Genomic DNA, 25,451 nt, shown 5'->3' on the forward strand with positions numbered 1-25,451 from the left:
GATGACGACCACCCGCCACGAACTTCTCCACGCGTTCGACCTGCTGCTGGCGCCCGAGCGCTTCAAGGACTACGGGCCGAACGGGCTGCAGGTCGAAGGCCGCACCACGGTGCGCAAGATCGTCTCCGGCGTGACCGCCAGCCGCGCGCTGATCGAGGCCGCGATCCACGCCGAAGCCGATGCGATCTTCGTTCACCACGGGCTCTTCTGGCGTGGCCAGGACGGCCGGGTCACCGGCTGGATGCGGCAGCGCCTGGGCCTGCTGCTCGGAGACGACGTGAACCTCTTCGCCTACCACCTGCCGCTCGACGCGCATCCGGAGCTCGGCAACAACGCGCAGCTCGGGCTGCAGCTCGGCCTGGTCGCGCACAACGGCGGCGCAGGCCGTTTCGGCGAACAGGGTCTGGGCTTCATCGGTGGCCGCGTCGATGATGGCGACGTGTTCGCCGACGCGGCCGCGCTGGCCGCGCATGTTGAAGGCGTGCTGGGCCGCCACGTCACGCTCGTCGAGGGCGCGCGAAAGCCGATCCGAACGGTGGCTTGGTGCACCGGCGGCGCCCAGGGCCACTTCGAGGCCGCCATCGCGGCGGGCGCCGATGCCTTCATCACGGGCGAGCTGTCCGAGCCGCAGGCGCACTACGCACGCGAACTGGGCGTGGCCTTTCTCGCGTGCGGTCACCATGCCACCGAGCGCTACGGCGCGCCGGCGGTGGCGGCGCATGTCGCGGCGCAGCTCGGGCTGGTGCACGAGTTCATCGACATCGACAACCCCGCATGAGTGCCGCCCGGCCGCCCGAAGGCGCTCAGCACCGCAGCCCGCAGGGCGGAGGTCATCCAATGAACACGCCGCCAGACACACGCGGCCTGCCCATCGCGGTCACGATGGGCGACCCGGCCGGCATCGGCCCCGAAATCATCGTGAAGGCCTTCCGTGATGCGCGCGCACTGACGCGCGGCTGCTTCGTCGTCGGTGACGTGGCCACGTTGCGCGCTGCACAGCGCTTGCTGAGCGATCCGGCGGGCGTGTCGATGCCGATCGCGTCGATCGAACATCCTGACGAGGTTCTGCGCCTGCCCCCGAACTGCCTGCCCGTGCTCCAGGCTATTGCGCCGCCGCAGGGCGTGGTGACGGGGCAGGTCGGTGCCGCGGCCGGCAAGGCGGCCGGCGACTGCGTGGTGTGGGCCGCGCGCGCGGCGCTCGCCGGGCAGGTGTCGGCCATCGTCACCGCGCCGCTGCACAAGGAATCGCTGGCCGCAGCGGGCTTCACTTATCCCGGTCACACGGAACTGTTGCAGGCCGAGGCTGCGGCGCATCGCCATCGCCCGATCGCCGAGGTGCCCGTGCGGATGATGCTGGCCAACGACGAGATGCGCACCGTGCTCGTGAGCATCCACATGTCGCTGCGCGACGCGATCGAGGCAGTGCATTTCGACGGCGTGTTGGCGACGATTTGTATCGCACATCACGCGCTGAGTGCCGCCCTCGGCCGAGCGCCGCGCATCGGTGTGGCCGGGCTGAACCCGCATGCGGGGGAGGGCGGGTTGTTCGGTTCGGAAGAGCAGACCATCATCGCGCCGGCGATCGCCGCTGCGCGGGCCGAGGGCATCGACGCGCATGGCCCCTATGCGCCCGACACGGTGTTCATGCGGGCGCGTACGACGCCGACGAAGCCGGGCGAATTCGACGTGGTGATCGCGATGTACCACGACCAGGGTTTGATCCCGGTCAAGTATCTGGGTGTGGAGAAGGGCGTGAACGTCACGCTCGGGTTGCCGCTGGTACGCACCAGCCCGGACCATGGCACGGCCTTCGACATCGCCGGCACCGGGCGCGCCGACGCATCGAGCCTGATCGAGGCGATCCGTACGGCGCGATCGCTCGCGCCGGGTGCATTCAGGGGCGCTTGAGGCTGTCGCGGATTTCGCGCAGCAGCGCGATGTCTTCCGGCGGTGCGGCCACGGCGGGCGCGGCTTCTTCCTTCTTGCGCAGCTTGTTCACCTGCTTGACCATCATGAAGATGATGAAGGCCAGGATGATGAAGTTGACCGCGACGGTGATGAAGTTCCCGTACGCCAGCACGGCCACGCCGGCCTTCTTCAGGTCGGCCAGGTTGTTCGCCACGCCGGCCGGCACGGTGCCCAGCACGACATAGAGGTTGGAGAAGTCGAGCTTGCCGAAGACCAGACCGACGATCGGCATGATGAGGTCGGCGACCAGCGAATCGACGATCTTGCCGAAAGCCGCACCGATGATCACGCCGACCGCGAGGTCGACCACATTGCCCTTGACCGCGAATTCGCGGAACTCTTTCATGACGCTCATCGGAAGCTCCTCGCGGGTGTGAAGGCTGGCGAGTATAGAAGGCATGGAAGGGTATGCACACAGCGTGCCATGCCATGCATCGCGCGGCCATGCGCGTTGAATCCGTCTGTGACGCTCCGCTACAATCGCGGGCTGCCCCCCACCCCAGCGACAAGATTGAGGACCCCCATGAGTGACACCCCCGTCGGCGCCCCCCGGTTAGACAAGAGCAAGCGGACGTGGTTGATCGCCTCCGGCTGTGCCGGTGCAGTAGGGGGTGTGGCAACGGCGATCCCGTTCGTGAGCACGTTCCAGCCGTCCGAGCGCGCCAAGGCCGCCGGTGCGCCGATCGAAGTGGACATCGGTGCCATGCAGGTCGGCGAGAAGCTCACCGTCGAATGGCGCGGCAAGCCGGTATGGATTCTCAAGCGCTCGCCGCAGCAGGTCGCAGAGCTGCCCAAGCTCGATGCGCAGCTGGCGGACCCGAAGTCCGAGCGCAACCCCGCCGAATTCACCCCCGAGTACGCTCGCAACGAAGCCCGTTCGATCAAGCCGGAAGTGCTGGTGGTCGTCGGCATCTGCACCCATCTCGGCTGCTCGCCGATCGACAGGCTCCAGGCCGGGCCGCAGCCCTCGCTGCCCGACAACTGGGAAGGCGGCTTCCTCTGCCCGTGCCACGGCTCGACCTTCGACCTGGCCGGCCGCGTCTTCAAGAACAAGCCCGCACCCGACAACCTGCCGGTGCCGCCACACATGTACCTGTCGGACACCCGCCTGCTCATCGGCGAAGACAAGAAGGCCTGAGGGAAGAGACGACATGGCTGAATTCAAGGACATCTCCCCCAACGCCCCGGTCGCCGAACGGGCGCTCAACTGGGTCGACAACCGGTTCCCGCTGACCAAGCTGTGGAACGATCAGTGGGGCAAGTACTACGCGCCCAAGAACTTCAACTGGTGGTACATCTTCGGCTCGCTCGCGATGCTGGTGCTGGTCATCCAGATCGTGACGGGCATCTTCCTGGTGATGCACTACAAGCCCGACGCGAACCTCGCCTTCGCCTCGGTCGAGTACATCATGCGCGACGTGCCCTGGGGCTGGCTCATCCGCTACATGCACTCCACCGGCGCCTCGGCGTTCTTCGTGGTGGTGTACCTGCACATGTTCCGCGGCCTGATCTACGGCAGCTACCGCAAGCCGCGCGAGCTGATCTGGATCTTCGGCTGCGCGATCTTCCTGTGCCTGATGGCCGAAGCCTTCATGGGGTACCTGCTGCCCTGGGGGCAGATGAGCTATTGGGGCGCGCAGGTGATCGTGAACCTGTTCGCGGCCATTCCCTTCGTCGGCCCCGACCTCGCACTGCTGATCCGCGGCGACTACGTGGTGAGCGATGCCACGCTCAACCGCTTTTTCAGCTTCCACGTGATCGCCGTGCCGCTGGTGCTCCTCGGCCTGGTGGTCGCCCACCTGATCGCCCTGCACGAGGTTGGATCGAACAACCCCGACGGCATCGAGATCAAGGCCCATCGCGGCCCGGACGGCCATCCGCTCGACGGCATCCCGTCGCACCCGTACTACTCGGTGCACGACATCTTCGGCGTCGTGATCTTCCTGACGATCTTCTCGGCGATCATCTTCTTCGCCCCGGAGATGGGCGGGTACTTCCTTGAGTACAACAACTTCATCCCGGCCGATTCGCTGAAGACGCCGAACCACATCGCGCCGGTGTGGTACTTCACGCCCTTCTATTCGATGCTGCGCGCCATCACCAGCGAGATGATGTATGCGCTCATCGCCTGCGTCGTGGCCGCTGCGGTCTTCGGTGTGTGGAAGGCGCGGGTCGCGACACTGGTCAAGGGCGCGATCGTCGTCGCCGCCGTCGCCGTCGCCGTGCTGATGCTGTCGATCGACGCCAAGTTCTGGGGCGTGGTCGTGATGGGTGGCGCCGTGATCATCCTGTTCTTCCTGCCGTGGCTGGACCACAGCCCGGTGCGGTCGATCCGCTATCGCCCGACGTGGAACAAGTACCTCTACGGCGTGTTCGTCATCAACTTCCTGATCCTGGGCTACCTGGGTGTGCAGCCGCCGTCGCCGCTGGGCGAACGCGTGTCGCAGGTGGGGACGCTCTTTTATTTCGGTTTCTTCCTGCTGATGCCGTGGTGGAGCCGCCTCGGTGAATTCAAGCCGGTGCCCGAGCGTGTGACCTTCACCGCGCACTGAGCTGGAGAGAAGAACCATGAAGAAACTGATCCTCACGCTGATCGCCGCCCTCGGTATCGTCACTGGCGCCCATGCCGCGGAAGGCGGCATCGCCTGGGACAAGGCGCCGAATCGCACCAACGACCTCGCGTCGCTGCAAAACGGCGCGAAGCTGTTCGTCAACTACTGCCTGGGCTGCCACTCGGCCGCCTTCATGCGCTACAACCGCCTGCAGGACATCGGCATCTCCGAGCAGCAGATCAAGGACAACCTGCTGTTCACGACCGACCGGGTCGGTGACGTGATGAAGGCCAACCTCGATCCGCGCCAGGCCAAGGAATGGTTCGGCGCGAATCCGCCCGATCTGACCCTGGTGGCGCGCTCGCGCGCCGGCCACGGTGGCACGGGTGCCGACTACCTCTATACCTACCTGCGCACCTACTACCGCGACGACACCAAGGCGACCGGCTGGAACAATCTGGTCTTCCCGAGCGTCGGCATGCCGCACGCGCTGTGGGAACTGCAGGGCGACCGTCGCCCGGTCTACACCAAGGTCGAGCAGCATGGCCATGAGGTGGATGTGTTCAAGGGCTGGGAGCAGGTCCGCCCCGGTACCATGACGCCCCTGCAGTACGACCAGGCCGTCGGTGACCTGGTCAACTACCTGCAGTGGATGGCCGAGCCGGCGCAGAACACGCGTGTGCGCGTGGGTGTCTGGGTGCTGTTGTTTCTGCTGGTGGCGCTGGTCTTCGTTTGGCGACTGAACGCGGCGTACTGGAAAGACGTCAAGTAGTCGTTCACATGCCGACCGACGGGCCCCGACCGGGGTGTCGTCGGTCTTGCGGAGTGGGTTGCCAACGCAGCCCACTCTTTTTGATTTTTAGGAGTCTCCCGCCATGATGGTTCTGTATTCAGGTACGACCTGCCCCTTTTCCCACCGCTGCCGCTTCGTCCTGTTCGAGAAGGGCATGGACTTCGAGATCCGCGACGTCGACCTGTACAACAAGCCCGAAGACATCAGCGTGATGAACCCGTACGGCCAGGTCCCGATCCTGGTCGAGCGCGACCTGATCCTGTACGAGTCGAACATCATCAACGAGTACATCGACGAGCGCTTTCCGCATCCGCAACTGATGCCCGGCGACCCGGTCGACCGTGCCCGTGTGCGCCTGTTCTTGCTCAACTTCGAGAAGGAACTCTTCGTGCATGTCGCCACGCTCGAGAACCGCACTGCCAAGGGCAACGAAAAGGCGCTGGAAAAGGCGCGTGCGCACATCCGCGACCGCCTGACGCAGCTCGCACCGGTGTTCCTCAAGAACAAGTACATGCTGGGCGACAACTTCTCGATGCTCGACGTGGCCATCGCGCCGCTGCTCTGGCGCCTGGACTACTACGGCATCGACCTCAGCAAGAACGCCGCACCGCTGCTGAAGTACGCCGAGCGCATCTTCTCGCGCCCGGCTTACATCGAAGCGCTGACCCCCTCCGAGAAGGTGATGCGCAAGTAAGCGCCATCCCACGCTTGCCCCGCTCTTCATGCTCAACGCCCTCGAATCGTCCTCGACACGCCCGTATCTGATTCGGGCGATGTACGAATGGTGTACCGACAACGGCTTCACGCCCTACGTCGCGGTGCAAGTGGACGACACCGTCCAGGTGCCGCGCGAGTACGTGAAGAATGGCGAGATCGTGCTGAACGTCAGCTTCGATGCCACCAGTTCGCTCAAGCTCGGCAACGAGTTCATCGAGTTCAAAGCGCGCTTCGCCGGGAGCGCGCGTGAGATCGTCGTGCCGATCGGGCGCGTGATCGCCATCTACGCGCGAGAGAATGGGCAGGGCATGGCTTTTCCTGCGCCGGTGCCCAGCGCCGCACCCGTCGATGGCGCGGTGCCCGCACCGTCGGCCGCATCACGCGCGCCGTTGCGTGATGCGTCCCGCGACGGTGAGAACGAGGCCGGCAAGGTCGTCCATCTCGTGACCGTTGACGACCATGAGGTCGTCGGCGACGACGGCACGGACGGCGACGGCGCTTCGCCGCCACGTCCGCCCGCAGGGGGCGGCGCCAAACCGTCCCTCAAGCGCATCAAGTAGGCTTCGGGCACCGGATCGCCGGACCCTCGTTGGATAGAATCCACCCCCACGCCGCTTTAGCTCAGTTGGTAGAGCAACCGCCTTGTAAGCGGTAGGTCGTCAGTTCGATTCCGACAAGCGGCACCATTTTCCTCAGTGGCAGAAGGCCGCCTGCGATCGTCTTGAAGCAGGTTGAACCACACGGCCCAACGTGCCCAACGTCTGGCCAAAGCTCAGGCCATGGCGATTCCGCTCAAGCCGGCAACGGCTGACGAGCCATCTCGGCGATCTGATGCAACGCTTCTGGCAGCTCCGCGATGCTGTCGATCACCAGATGAGCACCCGCCGCTCGAAGTCGACCCGCCGCGATCTGACGTCGCTCATCGATCTCCGTCGATGAGAGTCGGCCGAGTTCCTGCTGCGTCAAGCCCACCTCGTTGCCTGAGAGACTGATCCCGACGCACCACATGCCTGCGTTGCGCCCTTCCTCGATGCCCGGCGCTGTGTCGTCGACCTTCACGCAAGCGCGCACGTCGGGAATCCGAAGCGCGAGCACGTTGGCCAATGCCATGTAGGGGCCGGGGCGTCCACCGGCGGGCAACTCGTCACCAGCCACCACGTGATCGGGCGCGACGCCGAGCGCCGCGGCCAAAGGCAGCAACACGTCCAGCACCTGCCTCGGATAGCCTGAGCAGGAGCCGATCTTGACGCCTTGCGCCCGGAGCCACGCGAGCGTCTCCACCGCGCCGGGGATGGGCTGCGAGTAGTCGCCGACCTTCTGGACTTGCAAGGGCATGAAGCGCTCGTACAACGCATCGACATCTGGCGCGCCAGGCAGTGCGCCGAAGCGCTGCTGCCACTGGGTGCTGATCGCAGGCTCGTCGAGCAGGGTGCGAATGTGGTCGCGTTTGGACAGGCCCATCGGCCCGCGTGCCTGCGCCAGGCTGATGTCGATGCCGAAGGTGGCGAAGGCCTCGACGAAAATTTGCGTCGGTGCCAACGAGCCGAAATCCACCAGGGTGCCGGCCCAGTCGAAGATCACCGCGTGGATCTTGTTCGGGGGCAGCGCGGCTGGGTGTGTGGGTGCGTTCATGTCGGTGCCAAAGGCGCAAGGAGAGGGAGGGCTTGATCGTCGACGGTCGTGCTACTTCTCATCGCGCAGCCAGTACCACTTGTAGAGAACGCGCTGCCCCATTCGGCGGAACGGGGCGAACATGGGCGACTCGACCATGCCCAGCACGTTCGGGAACGGCAGCGGCGACCGGTAGATCGGCAGCTCGAAGACATCGCGTCCGCTGTCCTTGCCGACCAGGCGCTCGGCGAGCCGCTTGCCGGCCCAGGTCGAGAAGGACACACCGTTGCCCCCATAGCCCACGGCATACCAGACGGTCTTGTGGGCATCAGGCTGGACCATGCGCGGCATCATGTCGTGGCTCATGTCGACCCAGCCCCACCACGAGTAGTCGATCGGGATGCCGGCCAGCGGCGGAAACTTGCGTGCGATGGCGTCGGTGAGCAGCTTCAGGTGCACCGGGTCTTCCGCGTCGGCCCCGCTGACCGAACTGCGGCTGCCCAGCTGCAGCCGGTTGCCCTTGAGCAGGCGGTAGTAGAAGCGCAGCGTGCGCGTGTCGGTCAGGAAGGTGAGCGACTTGAAGTTGGTGGCGGCCAATTCCGCATCGGTCAGTGGCCGCGTGACCACCGAGTTCGACAGGATGGGCATGATCCGGTTCTTCAGCAGCGGGTTCAGGGCCTGGCCGGTGTAGCCGCCGGTGCACACGGCGACCCGTCTGGCCCGGACGATGCCGCCGGGCGTGCGCAGGTGGTGCACGCCGTCGATCGTCTCCCATCCCTGCACAGGGCTTGAAGTGTGCACCTTGACGCCCAGCGCGCGCGCCTTGCGCAGCAGGCCGAAGGTGAACTTGAGCGGATGGATGCCGACGCCCTCGGCTTCGAACATGCCACCAACCGCCTCGCGCTCGTCGCAGTAGTCGCGCCGCACCTCTTCGGCGCTCATCATGCGGGTGGCATAGCCGAAGGTCTCGCGCATCAGCGTGGCTTCGGCGGCCAGGCCGGCCATTTTCTCGGCGCGGTGGGCCAGGTGCAAATGGCCACCGTCGTAGGCGTCGCAATCGATCTGCGTGGTGAGGTCCTTGAAGTTCTCGAAGCCGCGACGAATCTCGGCGTCGAGCCGCTTGGCCGTGTCGATGCCCCAGCGCGCGATCCATTGCGAGCGCTTCAACCGGCCGCTGGCGTTCTGGCCCTGGCCACCGCTGCGGCTGGAACAGCCCCAGGCCGCCTGGTTGGCCTCGAGCACCGTCGCCTGGATGCCGTGCTCCTGGGCGAGGTAGAGCGCCGTCGACATGCCGGTCGCGCCCGAGCCGATGATCGCCACGTCGACGTCGATGTCGTGCATGACCGGGCCGTCGTCGTCGGGCGGCGTGCCCGCGCTGGCGACCCACCACGTCGGCGCATAGGCCCGGCCCGCGCCGGGGTCGGGCGCGACCAGCGGGTCGTAGCGCGGGTCGTAGGGCTTGCGGGCCGCGGCAGTAGGAACGGCGGTGAACGACGCGGGAGCAGTCATCGTCATGAGGCGGCTCCGGTTACTTGGCGGCCGGCAGGTTGGGGCGGGACTTGCGGAACACGTTCTTCAGATGGATCTTGCCGTCCTTGAAGGTGAACACATCAATCCCATCGACCTCGATGCGGCTGCCATCGGCCGCGGTGCCGGTGAAGGTCCACTGCGAGGTGCCGAAGTCGCCCTGGACGAAGTGCCGGCCGTTTTCCCATTGGGCGTCGGGCACTGCCTGCCACGCAGCCGCGAAGGCGGTGCGCACCGCCTCGGTGCCGGTGTGCCGCGTGCCGCAGGCGTCGGGGCCGGCGGCGGTCTGGAAGATGCAGTCGTCGGTCATGAAGCCCATGAGGGCGTCGATGTCATGGCGGTTCCAGGCGTCGCTGAAGGCGGCCAGGGTGTCGCAGGTCACGGGCATGGCGGGGGAAGACGAGAGGGTCACGCGGAAGCTCCTGGGATTGATGGTCCGAGCGTAGGCAGGCGAGGGCGCGAGCGCTAGGGCCAGATGCAGGGATTCGACCGAGCCAGTACGCCGCAGCAGCATGCGCGGCAAGGCCTGCCAGCCCCTAGACTGCATGCCCATGGCTTCCACGCGATCCATCCAATGGGCCCAGCTCTTCACGCTGCCCGACCAACCGGCACTGCCCTTGCAGGGGCGCTTGCGCGCCGCCGTGGTGCAGGCCATCTTCGACGGGCGGCTCGGCCCCGGCGCGCCGCTGCCGTCGTCGCGTGAACTCGCACTGCTGCTGGGCCTGAGTCGCAACACGGTGACCTCCGCCTACCTGCAACTCATGGACGAGGGGTTCCTGGAGGCGCGACCGCGCAGCGGCGTGTTCGTGGCGCTCGATGCGCACCCAATGTCGGCGGTCGCGGCCGAGCCGCTGGTCAGCCGCAGCGGGCAGCCCAGCCAGCCGCCGGACTGGACGGGGCGTGTGCTGCGCTCATTGCGTGATCGGCCGACGCTGACGAAGCCCGACCAGTGGCGCGGCTACCCCTACCCCTTCGTCTACGGCACCTACGACCCGCAGCTGTTTCCTACCGAGGACTTCCGCGAATGTTGCGCGCGCAGCCTCGCGCGCTCGCAGCTGCCGCACTGGACGCCCGATTTCGAGACCGACGACGTGCCCGACCTGATCGAGCAGATCCGCACCCGGCTGCTGCCCAAGCGCGGTGTCTTCGCGCTGAAGGAAGAGATCCTCGTAACCGTGGGCGCGCAGCATGCCTACTACCTGCTGGCCGAGGCCCTGTTCGACGAGCACAAGTACGTGGGCCTCGAAGAACCGGGTCATCCGCATGCGCGCAACAGCTTCGCGCTGCGCAACCCGAAGTGGGTCGAGGTCGCGGTCGACGAAGAGGGCCTGGTGGTCGATGCATTGCCGGCTGTCGACTACCTGTTCATCACGCCGTCGCACCAGAGCCCGACCACCGGCACGCTGAGCCTGGAGCGGCGCCAGTGGCTGCTGCGCAAGGCCGAGCTGCAGGACTTCGTCATCATCGAGGACGACTACGAAGCCGAGAATCTGTATGAAGGCGTGCCCATGCCAGCGCTCAAGAGCCTGGACAAGACCGGGCGCGTGATCTACGTGGGCTCGGTGTCCAAAAGCCTGTCGCCTGCGCTGCGCCTGGGGTACATCGTGGCACCGCGCGCGCTCATCACCGAGCTGCGCGCGATTCGCCACGCGATGGTGCGCCATCCGAGTGCGTTCCTGCAGCACGCCTATGCGCTCTTCCTGTCGCTGGGCCACCACGAGTCCCATGCGCGGCGCGTGAACCAGGCCATGCAGGAACGGTTGGCACTGGCTGCGCGGGCGCTGCACGAGCACCTGCCCGATTTCAAATTTCGCATGCCGCAGGGCGGTGCGTCGCTCTGGGTGCAGGCGCCCGACTGGGTGGACGCCGGCGAGCTCGCGCTGATGGCGCGCGCGCATGGCGTGTTGATCGAGGCCGGCGACGTCTTCTTCGCCAAGCCGCCGTATCCGTGTCCGTTCTTCAGGCTTCGCCTCTCGTCGATCGCGGCGGCGCAGATTCCGGCCGGGGTGCGCGCGCTGGGCCTGGCGGTGGAAGAACTCGCCGCCGCGCGCGGCGAGCATCGCGCTCGTACGACGCTCGCGGACTGAGGGCCGCGCACCCTCGGCGTGCACGTGCCGACGAGGCGCACCACAACGAGGGTAAGCCCTGAGCCACTGGCTCCATGGGCGTTGCCGCGCTGGCACTTCCGGGTACGTAGCGTTCGGTGCAAAGTACCGACGCGCTCTAACGCGGCAATCCCACGTGGCTTTGCACGACACCGTGCCAGGCGAATTCCAACCTCCGAGGAGAAGTCCCGATGAACCATTTCAAGCGTCTGACCCTGCAAAGCGCAGTCGTCCTTGCCACCGCCGTGTTGTGCGGCGGTGCCGTGGCCCAGACCAAGGAGGTGACCTTCGCCCACCAGGACATGCTGGTGCCGCTGCGTCTGGTGATGGAGTCCGGCGAGGTTGAGAAGGCCACCGGCTACAAGATCAACTGGCGCATGTTCTCGGGCGGTGGCGACGTGATCCGCGCGATGGCCTCGGGCGACGTGCAAATGGGCGAGACCGGTTCCAGCCCGCTCACCGCTGCGGCCAGCCAGGGCCAGGACATCCAGTTGTTCTGGATCTCGGCGGACATCGCCAACGCCGAAGCGCTGGTGGCGCGCAACGGTTCCAACATCAACAGCATGAAGGACCTCGCCGGCAAGAAAGTCGCCACGCCTTTCGTTTCCACGGCGCACTACCAGCTGATGGCCGGCATGAAGATGGACGGCGTCGACGCCAAGAGCGTGAACGTCATGAACATGCGGCCGCCCGAGATCGCCGCCGCCTGGGAGCGAGGCGACATCGACGCGACCTTCATCTGGGATCCGGTCCTGTCGAAGATCAAGGGCAACGGCAAGACCATCGCCACCTCGGGCAGCATCGGCAAGCGCGGTGCCCCGACCTTCGAGGGCATCGTGGTCAACGGCAAATGGGCGGCAGCGAACGAGCCGTTCATGGTCGCCTTCGTGAAGGCGCTCAACCGCGCCAACGACGAGTACAAGGCCACGGGCAAGGGTTGGACGCCCGACTCGCCGCAGATCAAGGCCATGGCGAAATGGACCAAGGCCGATCCCAAGGACGTCTCGGCCGCCATGGCGCTCTACACCTTCCCGACGATGGCCGAGCAGCTCTCGCCCACCTGGCTCGGCGGCGGCGCCGCCAAGGCGATGGCCGGCACGGCGGCGTTCCTGAAGGAGCAGGGCCGCGTGCAGGAGGTCAAGCCGGACTACAGCGCCTTCGTCACGACCCGGTACGTGACCCAGGCGATGGCGAAGTAAGCGTCTGCAGCATGCCCACGCTCGACATTCGCGACCTCACGGTCAACTACGCGGTCAAGGGCGGCACGCTGCAGGCCCTGGCACCTGTCAACCTGAAGATGCACGACGGCGATTTCGTCGTCGCGCTGGGGGCTTCCGGCTGCGGCAAGACGACGCTGCTCAACAGCATCGCGGGCTTCCTGCCGCCGTCGTCGGGCGAGATCCTGCTCGACGGCCGGCCGGTGGTCGGTCCGGGGGCCGACCGCGGCGTGGTGTTTCAGAAGCACGCGCTCATGCCGTGGCTCAACGTGCGCGACAACGTGGCGCTCGGCTTGCGCCTGGCCGGTATGGGCAGGGCCGAGCGCGACCGCATCGCCGAAGAGAAGCTGGCGCTGGTCGGCCTCACGAAGTACGCCGAGCGCGCCGTGTACGAACTGTCGGGCGGCATGCAGCAGCGCGTGGGCATCGCCCGTGCGCTGGCCAGCGACCCGGCCGTGCTGCTGATGGACGAGCCGATGGGCGCACTCGATGCCTTCACACGCGAGTCGGTGCAGGAGATCCTGCTGAAAGCCTGGTCCCGGTCCAACAAGATGGTGTTCTTCATCACCCACTCGGTGGAAGAGGCGCTGTTCCTGGCCACCCGGCTGATCGTGATGAGCCCCAGCCCCGGGCGCATTTCGCATGTCTACGACGCCGTGCCTTTCTCTCGTCAGTTCCTCGATCACGGCGACTCGCGCCGCGTGAAGTCGGAGCCCGCATTCATCCGCATGCGCGAAGAAGTGCTGTCCATCATCCATCAGAGGGAGGCCGCCCATGCCTGAGGCCATCGTTGCCGTTCCGGTCGCCGTGCAACCGGCTGCCACACCTGCCGACGCGCCGGCCCCAGCCGCCGGGGCCACGCTCAAGACCAGCGCCTTCAAGGTGCCGGGCGAGGGCTCGAGCGTGCTCATCAGCGTCGTCACCGTCGTCGGGTTGCTGGTGGTCTGGGCACTCGTCACCAACATGGGTTGGATCAAGCCGATATTCCTGCCGTCGCCGCAGGCCGTGTTCCAGCAGTTCTACGAATACCTCACCGGCCAGGCCAACGACAAGCCGTTGTGGCAGCACTTTCTGGCCAGCATGCTCCGGGTGTTTTCGGCCTTCCTGCTCGCCTGCGTGACGGCCATTCCGGTCGGCATCGCCATGGGGATGAGTCGGTGGGCCCGCGGCATCTTCGATCCGCCGCTGGAGTTCTACCGGCCTCTGCCGCCGCTGGCGTACCTGCCGCTCATCATCATCTGGTTCGGCATCGACGAGCTGCCCAAGGTGCTGCTGATCTTCCTGAGTTGCTTCGCGCCGCTCGCACTGGCTGCCCGCTCGGGCATGCGCAGTGCATCGCAAGAGCAGATCAATGCCGCCTACTCGATGGGCGCCAGCTACATGCAGGTGATCCGCCACGTCATCCTGCCGTCGGCGCTGCCCGACATCCTGGTCGGCATGCGCATCGCCATCGGCTTCGGCTGGACCACGCTGGTGGCCGCCGAGATGGTCGCCGCCAACATGGGGCTGGGTCAGATGGTGCTGAACGCCTCCAACTTCCTGCGCACCGACATCGTGATCATGGGGATCATCGTGATCGGCGTGGTGGCCTATCTGTTCGACCTGCTGATGCGCTGGCTCGAACGCCGGCTGGTGCCCTGGAAGGGGCGCATGTGACCTGAGGATCCTGTGCGCCGCGCTGCGCACAGGACGCCGGCGGGGCCGGTGGTGGGGCACATGCCCGTGCCCGCGAAGCCCCGCGGCGGCCCGCAGGAACGCCGCGGCACCCTGACTGCTCTTCCCCCGGAATCCGTCTGCTTGAAGGCCGGGTGACTGCGGCCCCTCCCAGGCCGCCAAGACGAAGCTCATGCCAAGGTGTGGGCCATGTTCATGTTGTGCACCTTCGCGGGTGAACCCGTGACCGACCTTGTCGAAGGCTCCGAACGCCTTGATGTCGATGTGCAGCCGCTGTGGATTCGGAAGAAGGGGGGGCGCAAGGGCGTCGCCGCCCTTGCGCAGACCGACGACCGACTCAGCGCGCGTTCTGGCGGGCGCGTTGCAGCGGCATGGCCGGTGACTCGACGATGTCGCCGGGTTGCGGCGAGCGGCCGATCAGCCACGCGCACCATGCGGACACCAGCCCGGCGAACAGCACGTACATGCAGATCTGCCAGGGTTCGCCGCCGCCCGACTTGAGCAGGGCGGTGGCGATGATGGGCGTGATGCCCGAGGCGAAGATGCCCGAGAACTGGTAGACGAAGGAGATGCCTGTGTAGCGGACCTTGGCGTCGAACAGGTCGCAGAACAGCGCGGCTTCGGGGCCGTACACCGAGGCATACAGGATGCCGAACGGGACGATGATCGCCAGCCAGATCATGAACATGTTGCCATTGCTGTGCATCATCAGCCAGAAGCCCGGGAAGGCCGCCAGCGCGGTGATGATCGAGCCCCACATGAAGACCTTGGTCCGTCCCATGCGGTCCGACAGGCGGCCGAAGAAGGGGATGGTGAAGCACATCACGACCGCCGCCGCCATCACGCCCAACAGCGCTTCGGTGCGGCTGATCTTGATGGTGTTGGTGAGGTAGTTGATCGAGAACACGCCGAAGATGTTGAAGAACACCCCGTCGATGTAGCGCGCCCCCATGCCCTTGAGCACGTTGCCGGGATAGCGGCGGATCATGTCCATGAAGGGGATGCGCGCTTCGGCGTTGCGCGCCTTCACCGCTGCGAACTCAGGTGTCTCCTGCACGTGCAGGCGGATGTACATGCCCACCAGCACCATCACCCCGGAGATCAGGAACGCGATGCGCCAGCCCCAGGACATGAATTGCTCGTCGGTGAGGAGCCAGGACAACAGAGCCACCACACCGGAGGCCAGGCACAGGCCGATGGCCAGGCCGATCTGCGGCAGCGACGCGTAGAAGCCGCGCTTCTCCTTCGGCGCGTACTCGTAGGCCATGAGCACGGCCCCGCCCCATTCGCCACCCAGGCCGATGCCCTGGGCCACGCGCAGCAGCAGCAGCAGCAAAGGCGCCGCGATGCCGATCTGCGCGTAGGTCGGCACCAGGCCGATCAGGAAGGTCGCAACGCCCATGATCATCAGCGTGATGACCAGCATGCTCTTGCGCCCGATCTTGTCGCCGAAGTGGCCGAAGATCACGCCGCCCAGCGGCCGTGTGACGAAGCCCACCGCGAAGGTGGTGTACGCCAGCAGGGTCGATACCACCGGGTCGCTGCCGGGGAAATAGAGTTTGCTGAAAACGATGCCGGCGACCACGCCGTAGAGAAAGAAGTCGTACCACTCGATGGTGGCGCCGACGAGCGCCGATATGACGACCTTGCGTATCGCCTTCTCGTCTGGGGTTGCTGCACTCATGTGTTTGTCTCCAATGAAGTGTCGTTATGGATGCCCTCGGGGGCCCTGCGCGCCTACTGAAATCGTGTGGGTTGCCTTGCGTCTTCTCGGATCATGTCGACGGCCTTCTCGGCCATCATCACGGCCGGTGCGTTGGTGTTGCCCGAGACCAGCGTGGGCATGGCCGAGCAGTCGATGACGCGCAGGCCGGCGATACCGCGCACGCGCAGGCGGTCGTCCAGCACCGCCTCCGGACCGCTGCCCATGGCGCAGGTGCCGCTCGGATGGAAGATGGTCGCGCCGTTGTTGCGGCAGAACTCCAGCAGGTCGGCGTCGCTTGCGGTCGCCGGCCCGGGCTTCACCTCACGCTTGACGTAAGGCCGCATGGCCGGTGCGTCGGCGATGGCGCGTGCCGCCTTCACGCCCGCCACGGTGGTGCGGCGGTCGAGCTCCGTCGAGAGGTAGTTCGGCTGCATCTCCGGCGGCTCGAACGGATCGAGCGATCGGATGCGAATGTGGCCGCGGGACTCCGGCCGCAACTGGCACACCGACATCGTGAACCCCGAGTACGGATGCACCTGTCCACCAGCCATGTCGGCGGACAGCGTGGCCACGTGGAACTGGATGTCGGGCGTCTTGGCCACCGGCTTGCCGTCGTCGTCCTTGAGCGCCTGCATGAAGCACCCGCCCTGGTTGATGCCGATGGCCAGGGCCCCGGTGCGGTGCAGCATCCATTCGAGGCCCAACTTGGCCTGGCCCACCCACGAGTTCAACTGGTCGTTGGTCGTGATCGGCTTGGTGCACTCGTAGCTCACGCGGATCTGCAGATGGTCTTGCAGGTTCTCGCCGACGCCGGGTAGATCGTGCAGCACCGGCACACCGCGCGCTTCGAGCAGCGCACGCGGGCCGATGCCCGACAACTGCAGCAACTGCGGCGACTGAATGGCGCCCGCAGAGAGCAGCACTTCGGCGCGACAACGGGCCGTCTTCATCTCGCCACCTTGGCGGTAGCGAACACCCACGGCGCGCCGGCCTTCCATGACGAGGCCGGCAGCGAACGCCTCGGTTTCGATGCGCAGGTTAGCCCGCTTCTTCGCGGCCGGCGTGAGGTAGGCCTTCGCCGTGCTGCAGCGCAGACCCTTGTGGGTGTTGAGCTGGAAGTAGCCGGCGCCTTCCTGGCGGGCGCCGTTGAAGTCGTCGGTGCGTGGCACCCCGATCTGCTGCGCGCCATCGATGAAGGCCTCGATGAGTTCGTGCCTGGCGCCGATGTCCGACACCTTCAGCGGACCGTCGCCACCATGCAGCGGGATGTTCCCGCGCTGGTTGCCTTCGGACTTGACGAAGTAGGGCAGCACGTCGTCGTAGCCCCAGCCCTGGTTGCCGAGCGCCGCCCAGTGGTCGTAGTCCTCGCGCTGGCCGCGGATGTAGATGAGCCCGTTGATCGAACTGCAGCCGCCCAGCGTCTTGCCGCGCGGCCAGTAGATGCGCCGCCCGTTCATGTTCGGGTCGGGATCGGTTTCGAAGCGCCAGTTGACCACCGGGCTCCACATCGTCTTGCCGTAGCCGATGGGCAGATGAATCCAGGGCGAGGTGTCGCGCGGCCCGGCCTCCAGCAGCAGCACCCGGGTGGCGGGGTCTTCGCTGAGCCGGCCCGCCAGCACGCAACCGGCAGACCCTGCGCCCACCACGATGTAATCGAATTCGTCTTGGTTCATTCTGGAAATCTTGGGCGATGGAACAATCGCGGTGTCTCGGCCCGGATCCTAGGCCATCGATTTCCGGAACACAACGTTCCACTTTAGAGGATTACCCGTATGACGCCCTCGCGGCGAAGCGCCCCCGTGGCCCCACGAACCGCTGCTGTTGCGGCCCCCGACACCGGTTCCGAACCTTCGACGGCAGAGTCGGCCTCCAGCTCGTCGGCCGAGCGCAGCCTGCGTCTGCTGGCGCTGCTCGCGAGCGAAGGCCGCGCGCTCACGTTGGCCGATTTGGCCGCACGGCTGGCGCTGCCCAAGGGCACGGCACATCGGATTTGCACGCAGCTCATGGGTGCAGGCTTTCTGTCGCGCGATGTCGACGAGCGCTCGTTCGTCGTCGGTCCGGCGTTGCGCAAGCTGGCCTTCGACACACTCAACCACGGCGTGGTGCGCGGCCTGCGGCACGACGTGCTGTCGGAGCTGGTGCGCCAGGTCGGCGAAACCTGCAACTTCACCACGCTCGACGGCACGCAGGTGCTCTACCTGGATCGGGTCGAAGCGCAATGGCCGCTGCGCCTCACGCTGGACGTCGGCTCGCATGTGCCGCTGCATTGCACCGCCAGCGGCAAACTGCTGCTGGCGCAGATGCCGCGCGCGACGCGCGATGCCGTGATCGCGGGGCTCACGCTGACCCCCATGACGCGCAACTCCATCGTCACGGCAGCCAAGCTGCGCACGGAGTGCGACGCCATCGCCGAGCGAGGCCATGCCTGCGACAACGAAGAGTTCATCGCCGGCCTGGTGGCCGTCGCCGCCCCGGTGCGCGATGCCGCTGGCGTGGTGCGTGCCGCGATCGCCGTGCACGCGCCGACCGCGCGCATGTCCCTGGACGATGCCCTGGCGCGTCTCGATCTCTTGAAGGTTGCGGCCGAGCGCATGGGCCCGCTGCTCTGAGCGTCGTCAGAGCCGCTGGCAGAAGTCCATGAGGTGGTTGCGAAACCACTGGTGGCTGGCATCGCCCGTGGCCGACTCGTGCCAGATGAGATAGACCGGAAAGCGCGGGATGCGTAGCGGCACGGTGTGCGACCTCAGATGGAAATGATCGGCGTAGAGGTGCGCCATGCGCCGCGGCAAGGTGCAGATCATGTCGGAGGTCTGCACCATCATCGGCATCGACAGGAAGTGCGGCACCGTCACGGCGATGTGGCGCTGCAGCCCCCGCTTGGAGAGGGCGAGGTCGATCATCGGCGTGGTGTTGGCGCGCGGCGCGAGCACCACGTGGCGCTGCGCCAGGTAGGTCTCCATGCTGAGCCGCTCCGACACGGTCGGATGGTCCCGGCGTGACAGGCTCAGCAGCGTCTCGGTCAGCACGCATTCGCTGCGGTAGCCGTGCTCCTGCAGTGCGAAATAGTCCAGGGCCAGGTCGACGGCGCCATCACGCATCTCGCCCTTGAGCAGCGCCGCCGGCTCCGGAAGGATGCGGATGCGGATGCGCGGCGCGACCTTGGCCAGCCAGTCGATGAAGCGCGGCAGGATGATCGTCTCGCCGTAGTCCTCGACCGCGATCACGAACTCGCGATCGGACTGCGCGAAGTCGAACTCGTCGTCGCCCCGGAAACCCCGCTCGAGCACGTCGAGGGCCTGGCGTATCGGCTCGGACAAGGTCTTGGCCCGCGCAGTCGGCAGCATGCCTTGCGAGCTGCGCTCGAAGAGCGGGTCTTGCAGCCGCTCGCGCAGCCGGGCCAGCGCGTTGCTCACCGTCGGCTGCGACAGATGCAGTTTGACGGCCGCCTTGGAGATGCTCCGCTCGTTGTAGACGGCATCGAAGATCAGCAAGAGGTTCAGATCCAGGGAACGCAGGTTCATGGCGGGATGCGGTGTCTCGAAGTCGCGGATGGTATTTGGAATCTGAATATCCGGCATTTGAGATGGAAAGTGGCCGAATGTGGAGCGGCCTTCCACAATGCCCGCAGAACACAGGAGACACGCGATGACAGAGGCCGCAACCATCTTGCGGACGGACCGCCCACGCCCGGGCGTGGTGCGTCTGACCTTGAACCGCCCCGAAGCGCGAAACGCGTTGAACACCGCGCTGCGGCACGCGTTGGCCCGCGCCTTTGTCGCGCTGGACGAGGACGACACGGTGCGCTGCGTGGTGCTGTGCGGCGGACCCACCTGCTTCGCCGCAGGCGCCGATCTCAAGGAGATCGCAGGGCTCGGCCCGGCGGCGGTGTCCGGCCTCGGCGTTCTTCGCTGCTGGAAGGCCATCGCCGATTTCTCCAAGCCGTTGATCGCGGCGGTGGCGGGCCCGGCACTGGGCGGCGGCTGCGAGCTCGCCCTGCATGCCGACATCATCGTGGCGGCACGCAGCGCGCGCTTCGGCCAGCCGGAAGTGAGCGTCGGCATCATGCCCGGCGGCGGCGCCACACAACGGTTGATGAAGGCGCTCGGCAAGTACCGGGCGATGAAACTGATGCTCACCGGCGAAGCCGTCGGGGCCGACGAGGCGTTTGCCATGGGCATGGTGAGCGAGGTGGTCGACGACCACGTGCTGGAGGCCCGTGCGCTCGACCTCGCCGCGCTGGTCGCGTCGCGGCCGCCCATCGCGCTGCGCCTGCTCAAGGAAGCCGCGCTGGCCGGTGCCGATGCGCCGCTGTCCACCGGGCTGCTGCTGGAGCGCCGCGCCTTCGAACTGCTCTTCGATACCGCCGACCAGAAGGAAGGCATGCAGGCGTTCGCCGAACGTCGAACGCCCGTGTTCTCTGGCCGCTGACGCGCGCTGATCACCACTCACCCCTCCAGGAAGGAAACACCTCGATGCGATCCGAAGTTGCCATCGTCGGCTGCGGCCGAACGCCGTACAGCCGCGCCAAGCCGGGCGAACCGGTACTCACCGTGGACGAATACATCGCCTGGGCGGCCGAGCTTGCGCTCCAGCAAGCGGGCATGTCGAAGAACGATTTCAACGGCCAGGGGCTGGGCGTCGCCCATGCCGAAGTGGCACACACGGTCAACTGGTCGGCCGCCACAGCGGAGAACCTGGGCATCAGCCCGCAGGTGCTGCTGCGCGCCGACCAGGGCGGCGCGTCGGCGTCGGCGATGCTGATTCGCGCGGCCGCGATGATCCGCGCCGGCATCGTCGATCGCGTGCTGGTGGTCGGCGCCGACACACCGCTGCACATCCCCTCGGTGGCGCCCGGTCTGCCGCTTTCGCCCGAACGCACGCGCGGCGTCTACTGGGACTTTCAGGGGCCCTTCGGCGTGATGGGCGCGAGCGCGCAGTTCGCGCTGGTGCTCACGCGCTACATGCACGAGCACGCGTTGAGCTTCGAGCAGCTCGGCAAGATCGCCGTCAACGCGCGTTACCACGCGTCGCTGCATCCGGGTGCGATCTACCGCAAGCCCTTCACGCTGGAAGAGTACATGGCGTCCCGCATGCTCTCCGACCCGATCCGGCTCCTTGACTGCGTCCCCATCGTCAACGGCGGGCTGGCCTACATCGTGACCTCGGCCGAGACCGCTCGCAGCCTGACCGACAAGCCGGTGTACCTGCGCGGCTTCGGCGAGGCGAACAACTTCTACAGCGGCCGCCGTGCGCAGCCCGACATCACGACCACCGGTTTCGCCGAGGCCGCCCCCAAGGCGATGGCGATGGCCGGCGTGTCGCACCGCGACATCCAGTTCCTGCAGCCCTACGACGACTATCCCTTCATCGCGATGATGACGATCGAGGACCACGGCTTCTGCAAGAAGGGTGAGGGCGGGCGGTTTGTGGAAGAGCACGACCTGCACTTCGACGGCGACTTTCCCATGTCCACCGACGGCGGCCAGCTCTCGGGCGGGCAACCCGGCGGTGCCATCGGCGGCTTCATGCCGCTGGTCGAGGCCGTCGCCCAGCTGCGCGGCGAGGCCGGCGAGCGCCAGGTGCGCGACGCCAGTGTGGGCGTGGCCTGCGGCTTCGGTGGCATCCCGTACGGCCGACCTGGCCGCAGCTGCATTTCCCTGGTCCTTGGAACGGAAGCCTGACATGAGCGACACCGCATCGAACGCCAACAAGCCGCTGCCCGCCATCACCGACCTGACGCGCCCGTTCTGGGCCGCAGCGAAGGCCGGGCGGCTGATGCTGCAGAAGTGCCAGCAGTGCAGCACCTTCAACTTCCATCCGAAGCCGTGGTGCATCGAGTGTGGCAGCCGCGCGCTGACCTGGACCGACGCGCAGCCCGGCGGCACCGTGTATGCGCACACCGTGTCGCGCTCGGTGGCGATGAACTTCCAGGGATGGGCCGACGAGCTGCCGGTGATCCTGTGCCTGATCGACCTGGACGACGGCGCGCGCATGTACGCGCAGGTGACGGACTGCGCACCAGCCGACATCCATGTCGGCATGCGCGTGGAGGTGCATTTCGAATCGATCAGCGAAGAGGCCGGCATTCCGAAGTTCCGGCCCGCCGGGATCGGACGATGAACGCCGTTGCTCCCCCGCAGGACACGGCGCCCGACGCGCATCTGCTGCGCAAGGCCGGTATGCAGCAGGTGCCGTTCGACTGGAAGGATCCGCTGCGGTTCGACGAGTTGCTCACGCCCGAGGAGGTGATGATCCGCGACGTCGCGCGCGACTACGCGCAGGAGCGGTTGATGCCGCGCATCCTGGAGGCCAACCGCCACGAGACCTTCGACATCGAGGTGATGCAGGAGATGGCCGGGCTGGGCTTCCTCGGCGCGACGATCGACGGCTTCGGCTGCGCCGGCATCAGCTACGTGGGCTACGGGCTGATCGCACGCGAATTCGAGCGCGTCGACACCAGCTTCCGTTCAGCGCTGGGCGTGCAGACCACGCTGAGCATGATGCCCATCTACCTCTTCGGGAGCCAGGAACAGCGCGAGCGCTACCTTCCCGCCATGGCGCGGGCCGAACGACTGGGCTGCTTTGGTCTGACCGAGCCCGACCACGGCTCCGACCCCGGTGGCATGGGCAGCCGCGCGCGGCAGGTCGAAGGCGGCTGGCGCCTGTCGGGGACCAAGACCTGGATCACGCACGCGCCCATCGCCGACCTCATGATCGTCTGGGCCAAGGATGACGAGGGTGTGGTGCGCGGCTTTGTGCTCGAGCGCGGCATGAAGGGCTTGGCGACCAGCAAGATCGAAGGCAAGTTCTCGGTCCGTGCATCTCCGACCGGACAGATCCTGATGGACGACGTGTTCGTGCCCGAGTCGCAACGCCTGCCGGGCGCACAGGGCATCGGCGCGCCCTTCGCCTGCCTCAACAACGCCCGCTTCGGCATCTGCTGGGGCGCCATGGGCGCAGCCGAGTTCTGCTGGCATGCGGCGCGGCAGTACGCGCTCGACCGCAAGCAATTCGGCCGGCCGCTGGCGGCCAATCAGCTGGTGCAGAAGAAGCTGGCCGACATGCAGACCGAGATCACGCTGGGGCTGCACGCCTGCCTGCACCTGAGCCGTCTGCGCGACGCGGGCCGCGCGAGCCCGGAGATGGTGTCGCTGCTCAAGCGCAACTGCGCCGGCAAGGCGTTGGACATCGCCCGCGTGGCGCGCGACGTCCACGGTGGCAACGGCATTTCCGACGGCTACCACGTGATCCGCCACGTGATGAATCTCGAGACGGTCAACACCCTCGAGGGAACGCACGACATCCACGCGCTGGTGCTGGGCCGCGCCCAGACCGGCATCTCCGCCTTCAACTGAGTCCACACGCTCCTCCACACGCCATGACCCTTTCGACCTTCGACCGCGCCGACGTGGTGAACCGCATGCTGCATCCGCGCTCGGTCGCGGTGATCGGCGCCTCTGCCGACCTGACAAAGATCAACGGCCGACCCCTCAAGCACCTGATGGACAAGGGCTACGCCGGCCGCATCCTGCCGGTCAACCCGAAGTACCGCGAGATCGCCGGCTTGGCCTGCTACCCGGACATCGCCAGCCTGCCCGAGGCAGCCGACCTGGCCGTCGTGGCGGTGCCGGCGAGCGAGGTCATCGCAAGCATCGAGGCGCTGGCGCGCCGCGGCATCCGCGCTGCCGTGGTCTTCAGCTCGGGCTTCGGCGAGATGGGCGGCGAAGGCCATGCATTGGAAGAGGCGCTGACCCGGCGGGCACGCGAATGCGGCGTGGTGCTGTGCGGCCCCAACTGCCTGGGCTTCATCAATGCCTTCGACAAGGTCTACGCGACCTTCAGCCAGTACGCCGATGGGGAGACCGGCCCGGGGCCGATCGCGTTCGTCACGCAGTCAGGCGCCTTCGGCACGGCCATCGCGGCGCTGGTGCGCCAGCGCGGCCTCGGGCTTGGCTACTTCATCAATACCGGCAACGAAGCCGACCTGGCCTTCAGCGAGCTGATGGGGACCGTGGTGGAAGACCCGCGCATCCGCGTGGCGGCCGGCTACCTCGAGGGCCTGAACGATGGTGCGGCGCTGGTGCGCCTGGCCCAGCGCTGCCAGGCCCTGGGCAAGCCGCTGGTGCTCACCAAGGTCGGGCGCATGGCGGCCGGCGCACGTGCGGCGGCCTCGCACACCGGCGCGCTGGCTGTGGAAGACGCGGTGTTCGACGCCGTCATCCGGCAGTACGGCGTGCTGCGTGCGCGCAACGAGGAGCAGATGCTCGACATGCTCGAGGCACTGAGCCAACCCCGTATCGCCGAGGGCAACGGCCTGGGCATCGCCACCCAGTCGGGCGGCGCCGGCGTGATGATGGCCGACCGCGCGGAAGAGATGGGCCTCACCGTCCCCGAGCTCGGCGCCGCGGCGCGTGCCCGCCTGGCCCAGGTCATGCCGGCCTTCGGCGCGGCGGGCAACCCGGTCGACGTGACGGGCCAGTTCGTCGCACGCCCGGAGTTGCTGAGCGAATCGGTCGTCGCGCTGATGGACGACCCCCAGGTGCATGTCGGCATCGTCTGGCTGCAACTCATGACCGCCCATGTCGACACGCTGGTGCGCATCTTCGGCGAGATCCAGGCGCGCACCACCAAGCCCTTCTTCGTGTGCTGGGTGGCCGCACCGCCCGAGGCGCTTTCGCGATTGCGCGCGCTGGGGCTGGTCGTCTACACCGCGGGTGAACGTGCGGTCGAGGCGGCGGCTGCGCTGGTGCGCTACCACGCGGCAGGCCGGCGCCTCGCGGCGTCGGCAGCGGCCCCGGAGGTGGCATCGCTGCCGGCCGGCGACTGGATCGACGGTGTGCAGCCGACCGTGCAGGCGGCGGCGCAGTTGGCCGCGGCCGGCGTGCCGATGGCGCCGGTTGCGCTGGCGCTCGACGAGGACGACGCGGTGCGACGCTGGCGGGCGGCGGGTGGTGCAGTCGCGCTGAAGATCGAATCGCCCGACATCACGCACAAGACCGAGGTCGGCGGCGTGCTGCTGCAGCGCGACGACGAGGCCGCGGTGCGCGAGGGCTTCCGCCTCCTGATGCAACGCGCCGCGCTCGCCGAGCCGTTGGCGCGGCTGCAAGGCGTGGTGGTGCAGCGCATGGCCGAAGGGCATGTCGAACTGGTGATGGGCGTGCAGCGCGATCCGGTCTTCGGGATGGTGGTCATGGTCGGCTCCGGTGGCGTGCTGGTCGAAGTGCTCAAGGACGTCGTGTTCCGCCGGGCGCCCTTCGACACCGACGAGGCGCTGCGCATGCTCGACGAACTGCGCATGGGCGCACTGCTCGATGGCGTGCGAGGAAAGCCGGCGGTCGACCGCCATGCCATCGCCCGCATGGTGTCGGAGCTGTCGCGCTGGGCCGCCACCATGGCGCCCGTGCTGGCCGAGCTCGACCTCAACCCGGTGCTGGTGGGCCCGCGCGGTCCGGTGGCCGTCGATTGCGTGATGGTGGTGAAGGACCTGCGCCGAAAGGGCCCGCCGACGCACTGACCGACATGCGCAGGCAACGCCGAGACCGAGACCAAGACAAAGACAAAGACAGAGACAAAGACAGTTCC

At 67.1% G+C, this 25,451-nt stretch carries 24 protein-coding genes and 1 tRNA gene; 18 read left to right on the forward strand and 7 right to left on the reverse strand.

Features of this window, described 5'->3' with window-relative positions; all coding sequences use genetic code 11:
- Nucleotide 1: 1 nt before the first annotated feature.
- Both ACSFA0_RS15435 and pdxA read left to right on the forward strand, forming a co-directional pair.
- Entirely contained in the window at nucleotides 2–778 is a 777-nt protein-coding gene (locus ACSFA0_RS15435) for a Nif3-like dinuclear metal center hexameric protein (protein WP_435451155.1), read from the forward strand.
- A gap of 59 nt (nucleotides 779–837) precedes the next feature.
- Nucleotides 838–1,908, forward strand: coding sequence for a 4-hydroxythreonine-4-phosphate dehydrogenase PdxA (gene pdxA, locus ACSFA0_RS15440; protein ID WP_435451156.1), 1,071 nt, complete (start codon nucleotides 838–840; stop codon nucleotides 1,906–1,908).
- Here the strand turns inward: pdxA and mscL are convergent.
- Nucleotides 1,895–2,323: a large conductance mechanosensitive channel protein MscL gene (gene mscL, locus ACSFA0_RS15445; RefSeq protein WP_435451157.1), complete on the reverse strand. Its 429-nt coding sequence runs from the start codon at nucleotides 2,321–2,323 to the stop codon at nucleotides 1,895–1,897. The two genes, pdxA and mscL, sit on opposite strands and share 14 nt — an antisense overlap.
- Before the next feature lie 168 nt (nucleotides 2,324–2,491).
- Between mscL and petA the strand changes: the two genes are divergently transcribed.
- The 6 genes from petA to ACSFA0_RS15475 all read left to right on the forward strand — a co-directional run bounded on the left by petA (nucleotide 2,492) and on the right by ACSFA0_RS15475 (nucleotide 6,716).
- Nucleotides 2,492–3,106: a ubiquinol-cytochrome c reductase iron-sulfur subunit gene (petA, locus tag ACSFA0_RS15450; protein ID WP_435451158.1), complete on the forward strand. Its 615-nt coding sequence runs from the start codon at nucleotides 2,492–2,494 to the stop codon at nucleotides 3,104–3,106.
- A gap of 13 nt (nucleotides 3,107–3,119) precedes the next feature.
- Complete coding sequence (locus ACSFA0_RS15455; RefSeq protein WP_435451159.1) at nucleotides 3,120–4,520, forward strand: cytochrome b; 1,401 nt, start codon at nucleotides 3,120–3,122, stop codon at nucleotides 4,518–4,520.
- A 16-nt stretch (nucleotides 4,521–4,536) separates the two neighbouring features.
- Nucleotides 4,537–5,292: a cytochrome c1 gene (locus ACSFA0_RS15460; RefSeq protein WP_435451160.1), complete on the forward strand. Its 756-nt coding sequence runs from the start codon at nucleotides 4,537–4,539 to the stop codon at nucleotides 5,290–5,292.
- Between the two features lie 103 nt (nucleotides 5,293–5,395).
- The gene (locus ACSFA0_RS15465) at nucleotides 5,396–6,007 is read left to right on the forward strand and encodes a glutathione S-transferase N-terminal domain-containing protein (protein WP_262075014.1); all 612 of its coding nucleotides are present in this window, start codon (nucleotides 5,396–5,398) and stop codon (nucleotides 6,005–6,007) included.
- Between the two features lie 28 nt (nucleotides 6,008–6,035).
- On the forward strand, nucleotides 6,036–6,590 hold the full coding sequence (locus ACSFA0_RS15470; RefSeq protein ID WP_435451161.1) for a ClpXP protease specificity-enhancing factor: 555 nt from the start codon (nucleotides 6,036–6,038) through the stop codon (nucleotides 6,588–6,590).
- A gap of 50 nt (nucleotides 6,591–6,640) precedes the next feature.
- Nucleotides 6,641–6,716 (forward strand) — tRNA-Thr (locus ACSFA0_RS15475).
- Nucleotides 6,717–6,822: 106 nt separating this feature from the next.
- Here the strand turns inward: ACSFA0_RS15475 and phnX are convergent.
- The 3 genes from phnX to ACSFA0_RS15490 are packed head-to-tail and all read right to left on the reverse strand — an operon-like array spanning nucleotide 6,823 to nucleotide 9,556.
- Nucleotides 6,823–7,662 (reverse strand): phosphonoacetaldehyde hydrolase, encoded by an 840-nt coding sequence (gene phnX / locus ACSFA0_RS15480; protein ID WP_435451162.1) that lies wholly within the window; start codon nucleotides 7,660–7,662, stop codon nucleotides 6,823–6,825.
- A 51-nt stretch (nucleotides 7,663–7,713) separates the two neighbouring features.
- Nucleotides 7,714–9,156, reverse strand: coding sequence for an NAD(P)/FAD-dependent oxidoreductase (locus ACSFA0_RS15485; protein ID WP_435451163.1), 1,443 nt, complete (start codon nucleotides 9,154–9,156; stop codon nucleotides 7,714–7,716).
- Nucleotides 9,157–9,169: 13 nt separating this feature from the next.
- Entirely contained in the window at nucleotides 9,170–9,556 is a 387-nt protein-coding gene (locus ACSFA0_RS15490) for a nuclear transport factor 2 family protein (RefSeq protein ID WP_435451905.1), read from the reverse strand.
- Between the two features lie 163 nt (nucleotides 9,557–9,719).
- Between ACSFA0_RS15490 and pdxR the strand changes: the two genes are divergently transcribed.
- The 4 genes from pdxR to ACSFA0_RS15510 all read left to right on the forward strand — a co-directional run bounded on the left by pdxR (nucleotide 9,720) and on the right by ACSFA0_RS15510 (nucleotide 14,146).
- Complete coding sequence (pdxR, locus tag ACSFA0_RS15495) at nucleotides 9,720–11,255, forward strand: MocR-like pyridoxine biosynthesis transcription factor PdxR (protein ID WP_435451164.1); 1,536 nt, start codon at nucleotides 9,720–9,722, stop codon at nucleotides 11,253–11,255.
- Nucleotides 11,256–11,464: 209 nt separating this feature from the next.
- On the forward strand, nucleotides 11,465–12,472 hold the full coding sequence (gene tauA / locus ACSFA0_RS15500; RefSeq protein ID WP_435451165.1) for a taurine ABC transporter substrate-binding protein: 1,008 nt from the start codon (nucleotides 11,465–11,467) through the stop codon (nucleotides 12,470–12,472).
- Nucleotides 12,473–12,483: 11 nt separating this feature from the next.
- Nucleotides 12,484–13,272, forward strand: a complete 789-nt coding sequence (locus ACSFA0_RS15505) for a taurine ABC transporter ATP-binding protein (RefSeq protein WP_435451166.1) — start codon at nucleotides 12,484–12,486, stop codon at nucleotides 13,270–13,272.
- Nucleotides 13,265–14,146, forward strand: coding sequence for an ABC transporter permease subunit (locus ACSFA0_RS15510; protein WP_435451167.1), 882 nt, complete (start codon nucleotides 13,265–13,267; stop codon nucleotides 14,144–14,146). Before ACSFA0_RS15505 ends, ACSFA0_RS15510 begins: the two co-directional genes overlap by 8 nt.
- A gap of 355 nt (nucleotides 14,147–14,501) precedes the next feature.
- On the opposite strand, the gene ACSFA0_RS15515 is transcribed toward ACSFA0_RS15510, so the two are convergent.
- Together ACSFA0_RS15515 and ACSFA0_RS15520 are read right to left on the reverse strand one after the other, a co-directional pair.
- Nucleotides 14,502–15,848, reverse strand: coding sequence for an MFS transporter (locus ACSFA0_RS15515; protein WP_435451168.1), 1,347 nt, complete (start codon nucleotides 15,846–15,848; stop codon nucleotides 14,502–14,504).
- 53 nt (nucleotides 15,849–15,901) lie between these two features.
- Nucleotides 15,902–17,542: a GMC family oxidoreductase gene (locus tag ACSFA0_RS15520; RefSeq protein WP_435451169.1), complete on the reverse strand. Its 1,641-nt coding sequence runs from the start codon at nucleotides 17,540–17,542 to the stop codon at nucleotides 15,902–15,904.
- 126 nt (nucleotides 17,543–17,668) lie between these two features.
- Here ACSFA0_RS15520 and ACSFA0_RS15525 point away from each other — a divergent pair, with 126 nt between their 5' ends.
- A complete protein-coding gene (locus tag ACSFA0_RS15525) occupies nucleotides 17,669–18,478 on the forward strand; it encodes an IclR family transcriptional regulator (protein WP_435451170.1) in 810 nt (269 codons plus the stop codon).
- A gap of 6 nt (nucleotides 18,479–18,484) precedes the next feature.
- Here the strand turns inward: ACSFA0_RS15525 and ACSFA0_RS15530 are convergent, their stop codons facing one another.
- Nucleotides 18,485–19,390: a LysR family transcriptional regulator gene (locus tag ACSFA0_RS15530; protein WP_435451171.1), complete on the reverse strand. Its 906-nt coding sequence runs from the start codon at nucleotides 19,388–19,390 to the stop codon at nucleotides 18,485–18,487.
- A gap of 124 nt (nucleotides 19,391–19,514) precedes the next feature.
- Here ACSFA0_RS15530 and ACSFA0_RS15535 point away from each other — a divergent pair, with 124 nt between their 5' ends.
- From ACSFA0_RS15535 to ACSFA0_RS15555, 5 genes are read left to right on the forward strand one after another with little or no spacing between them, the layout of a single operon-like run.
- Nucleotides 19,515–20,297, forward strand: coding sequence for an enoyl-CoA hydratase-related protein (locus ACSFA0_RS15535; RefSeq protein ID WP_435451172.1), 783 nt, complete (start codon nucleotides 19,515–19,517; stop codon nucleotides 20,295–20,297).
- A 44-nt stretch (nucleotides 20,298–20,341) separates the two neighbouring features.
- The gene (locus tag ACSFA0_RS15540; protein ID WP_435451173.1) at nucleotides 20,342–21,550 is read left to right on the forward strand and encodes a thiolase family protein; all 1,209 of its coding nucleotides are present in this window, start codon (nucleotides 20,342–20,344) and stop codon (nucleotides 21,548–21,550) included.
- 1 nt (nucleotide 21,551) lies between these two features.
- A complete protein-coding gene (locus tag ACSFA0_RS15545) occupies nucleotides 21,552–21,989 on the forward strand; it encodes a Zn-ribbon domain-containing OB-fold protein (RefSeq protein WP_435451174.1) in 438 nt (145 codons plus the stop codon).
- A gap of 59 nt (nucleotides 21,990–22,048) precedes the next feature.
- Complete coding sequence (locus ACSFA0_RS15550) at nucleotides 22,049–23,224, forward strand: acyl-CoA dehydrogenase (protein WP_435451906.1); 1,176 nt, start codon at nucleotides 22,049–22,051, stop codon at nucleotides 23,222–23,224.
- A gap of 23 nt (nucleotides 23,225–23,247) precedes the next feature.
- A complete protein-coding gene (locus ACSFA0_RS15555) occupies nucleotides 23,248–25,383 on the forward strand; it encodes an acetate--CoA ligase family protein (RefSeq protein WP_435451175.1) in 2,136 nt (711 codons plus the stop codon).
- Nucleotides 25,384–25,451: the final 68 nt, after the last annotated feature.

Origin of the sequence: Variovorax restrictus, from assembly GCF_051216715.1 — a bacterium.
Classification (GTDB): domain Bacteria; phylum Pseudomonadota; class Gammaproteobacteria; order Burkholderiales; family Burkholderiaceae_C; genus Variovorax.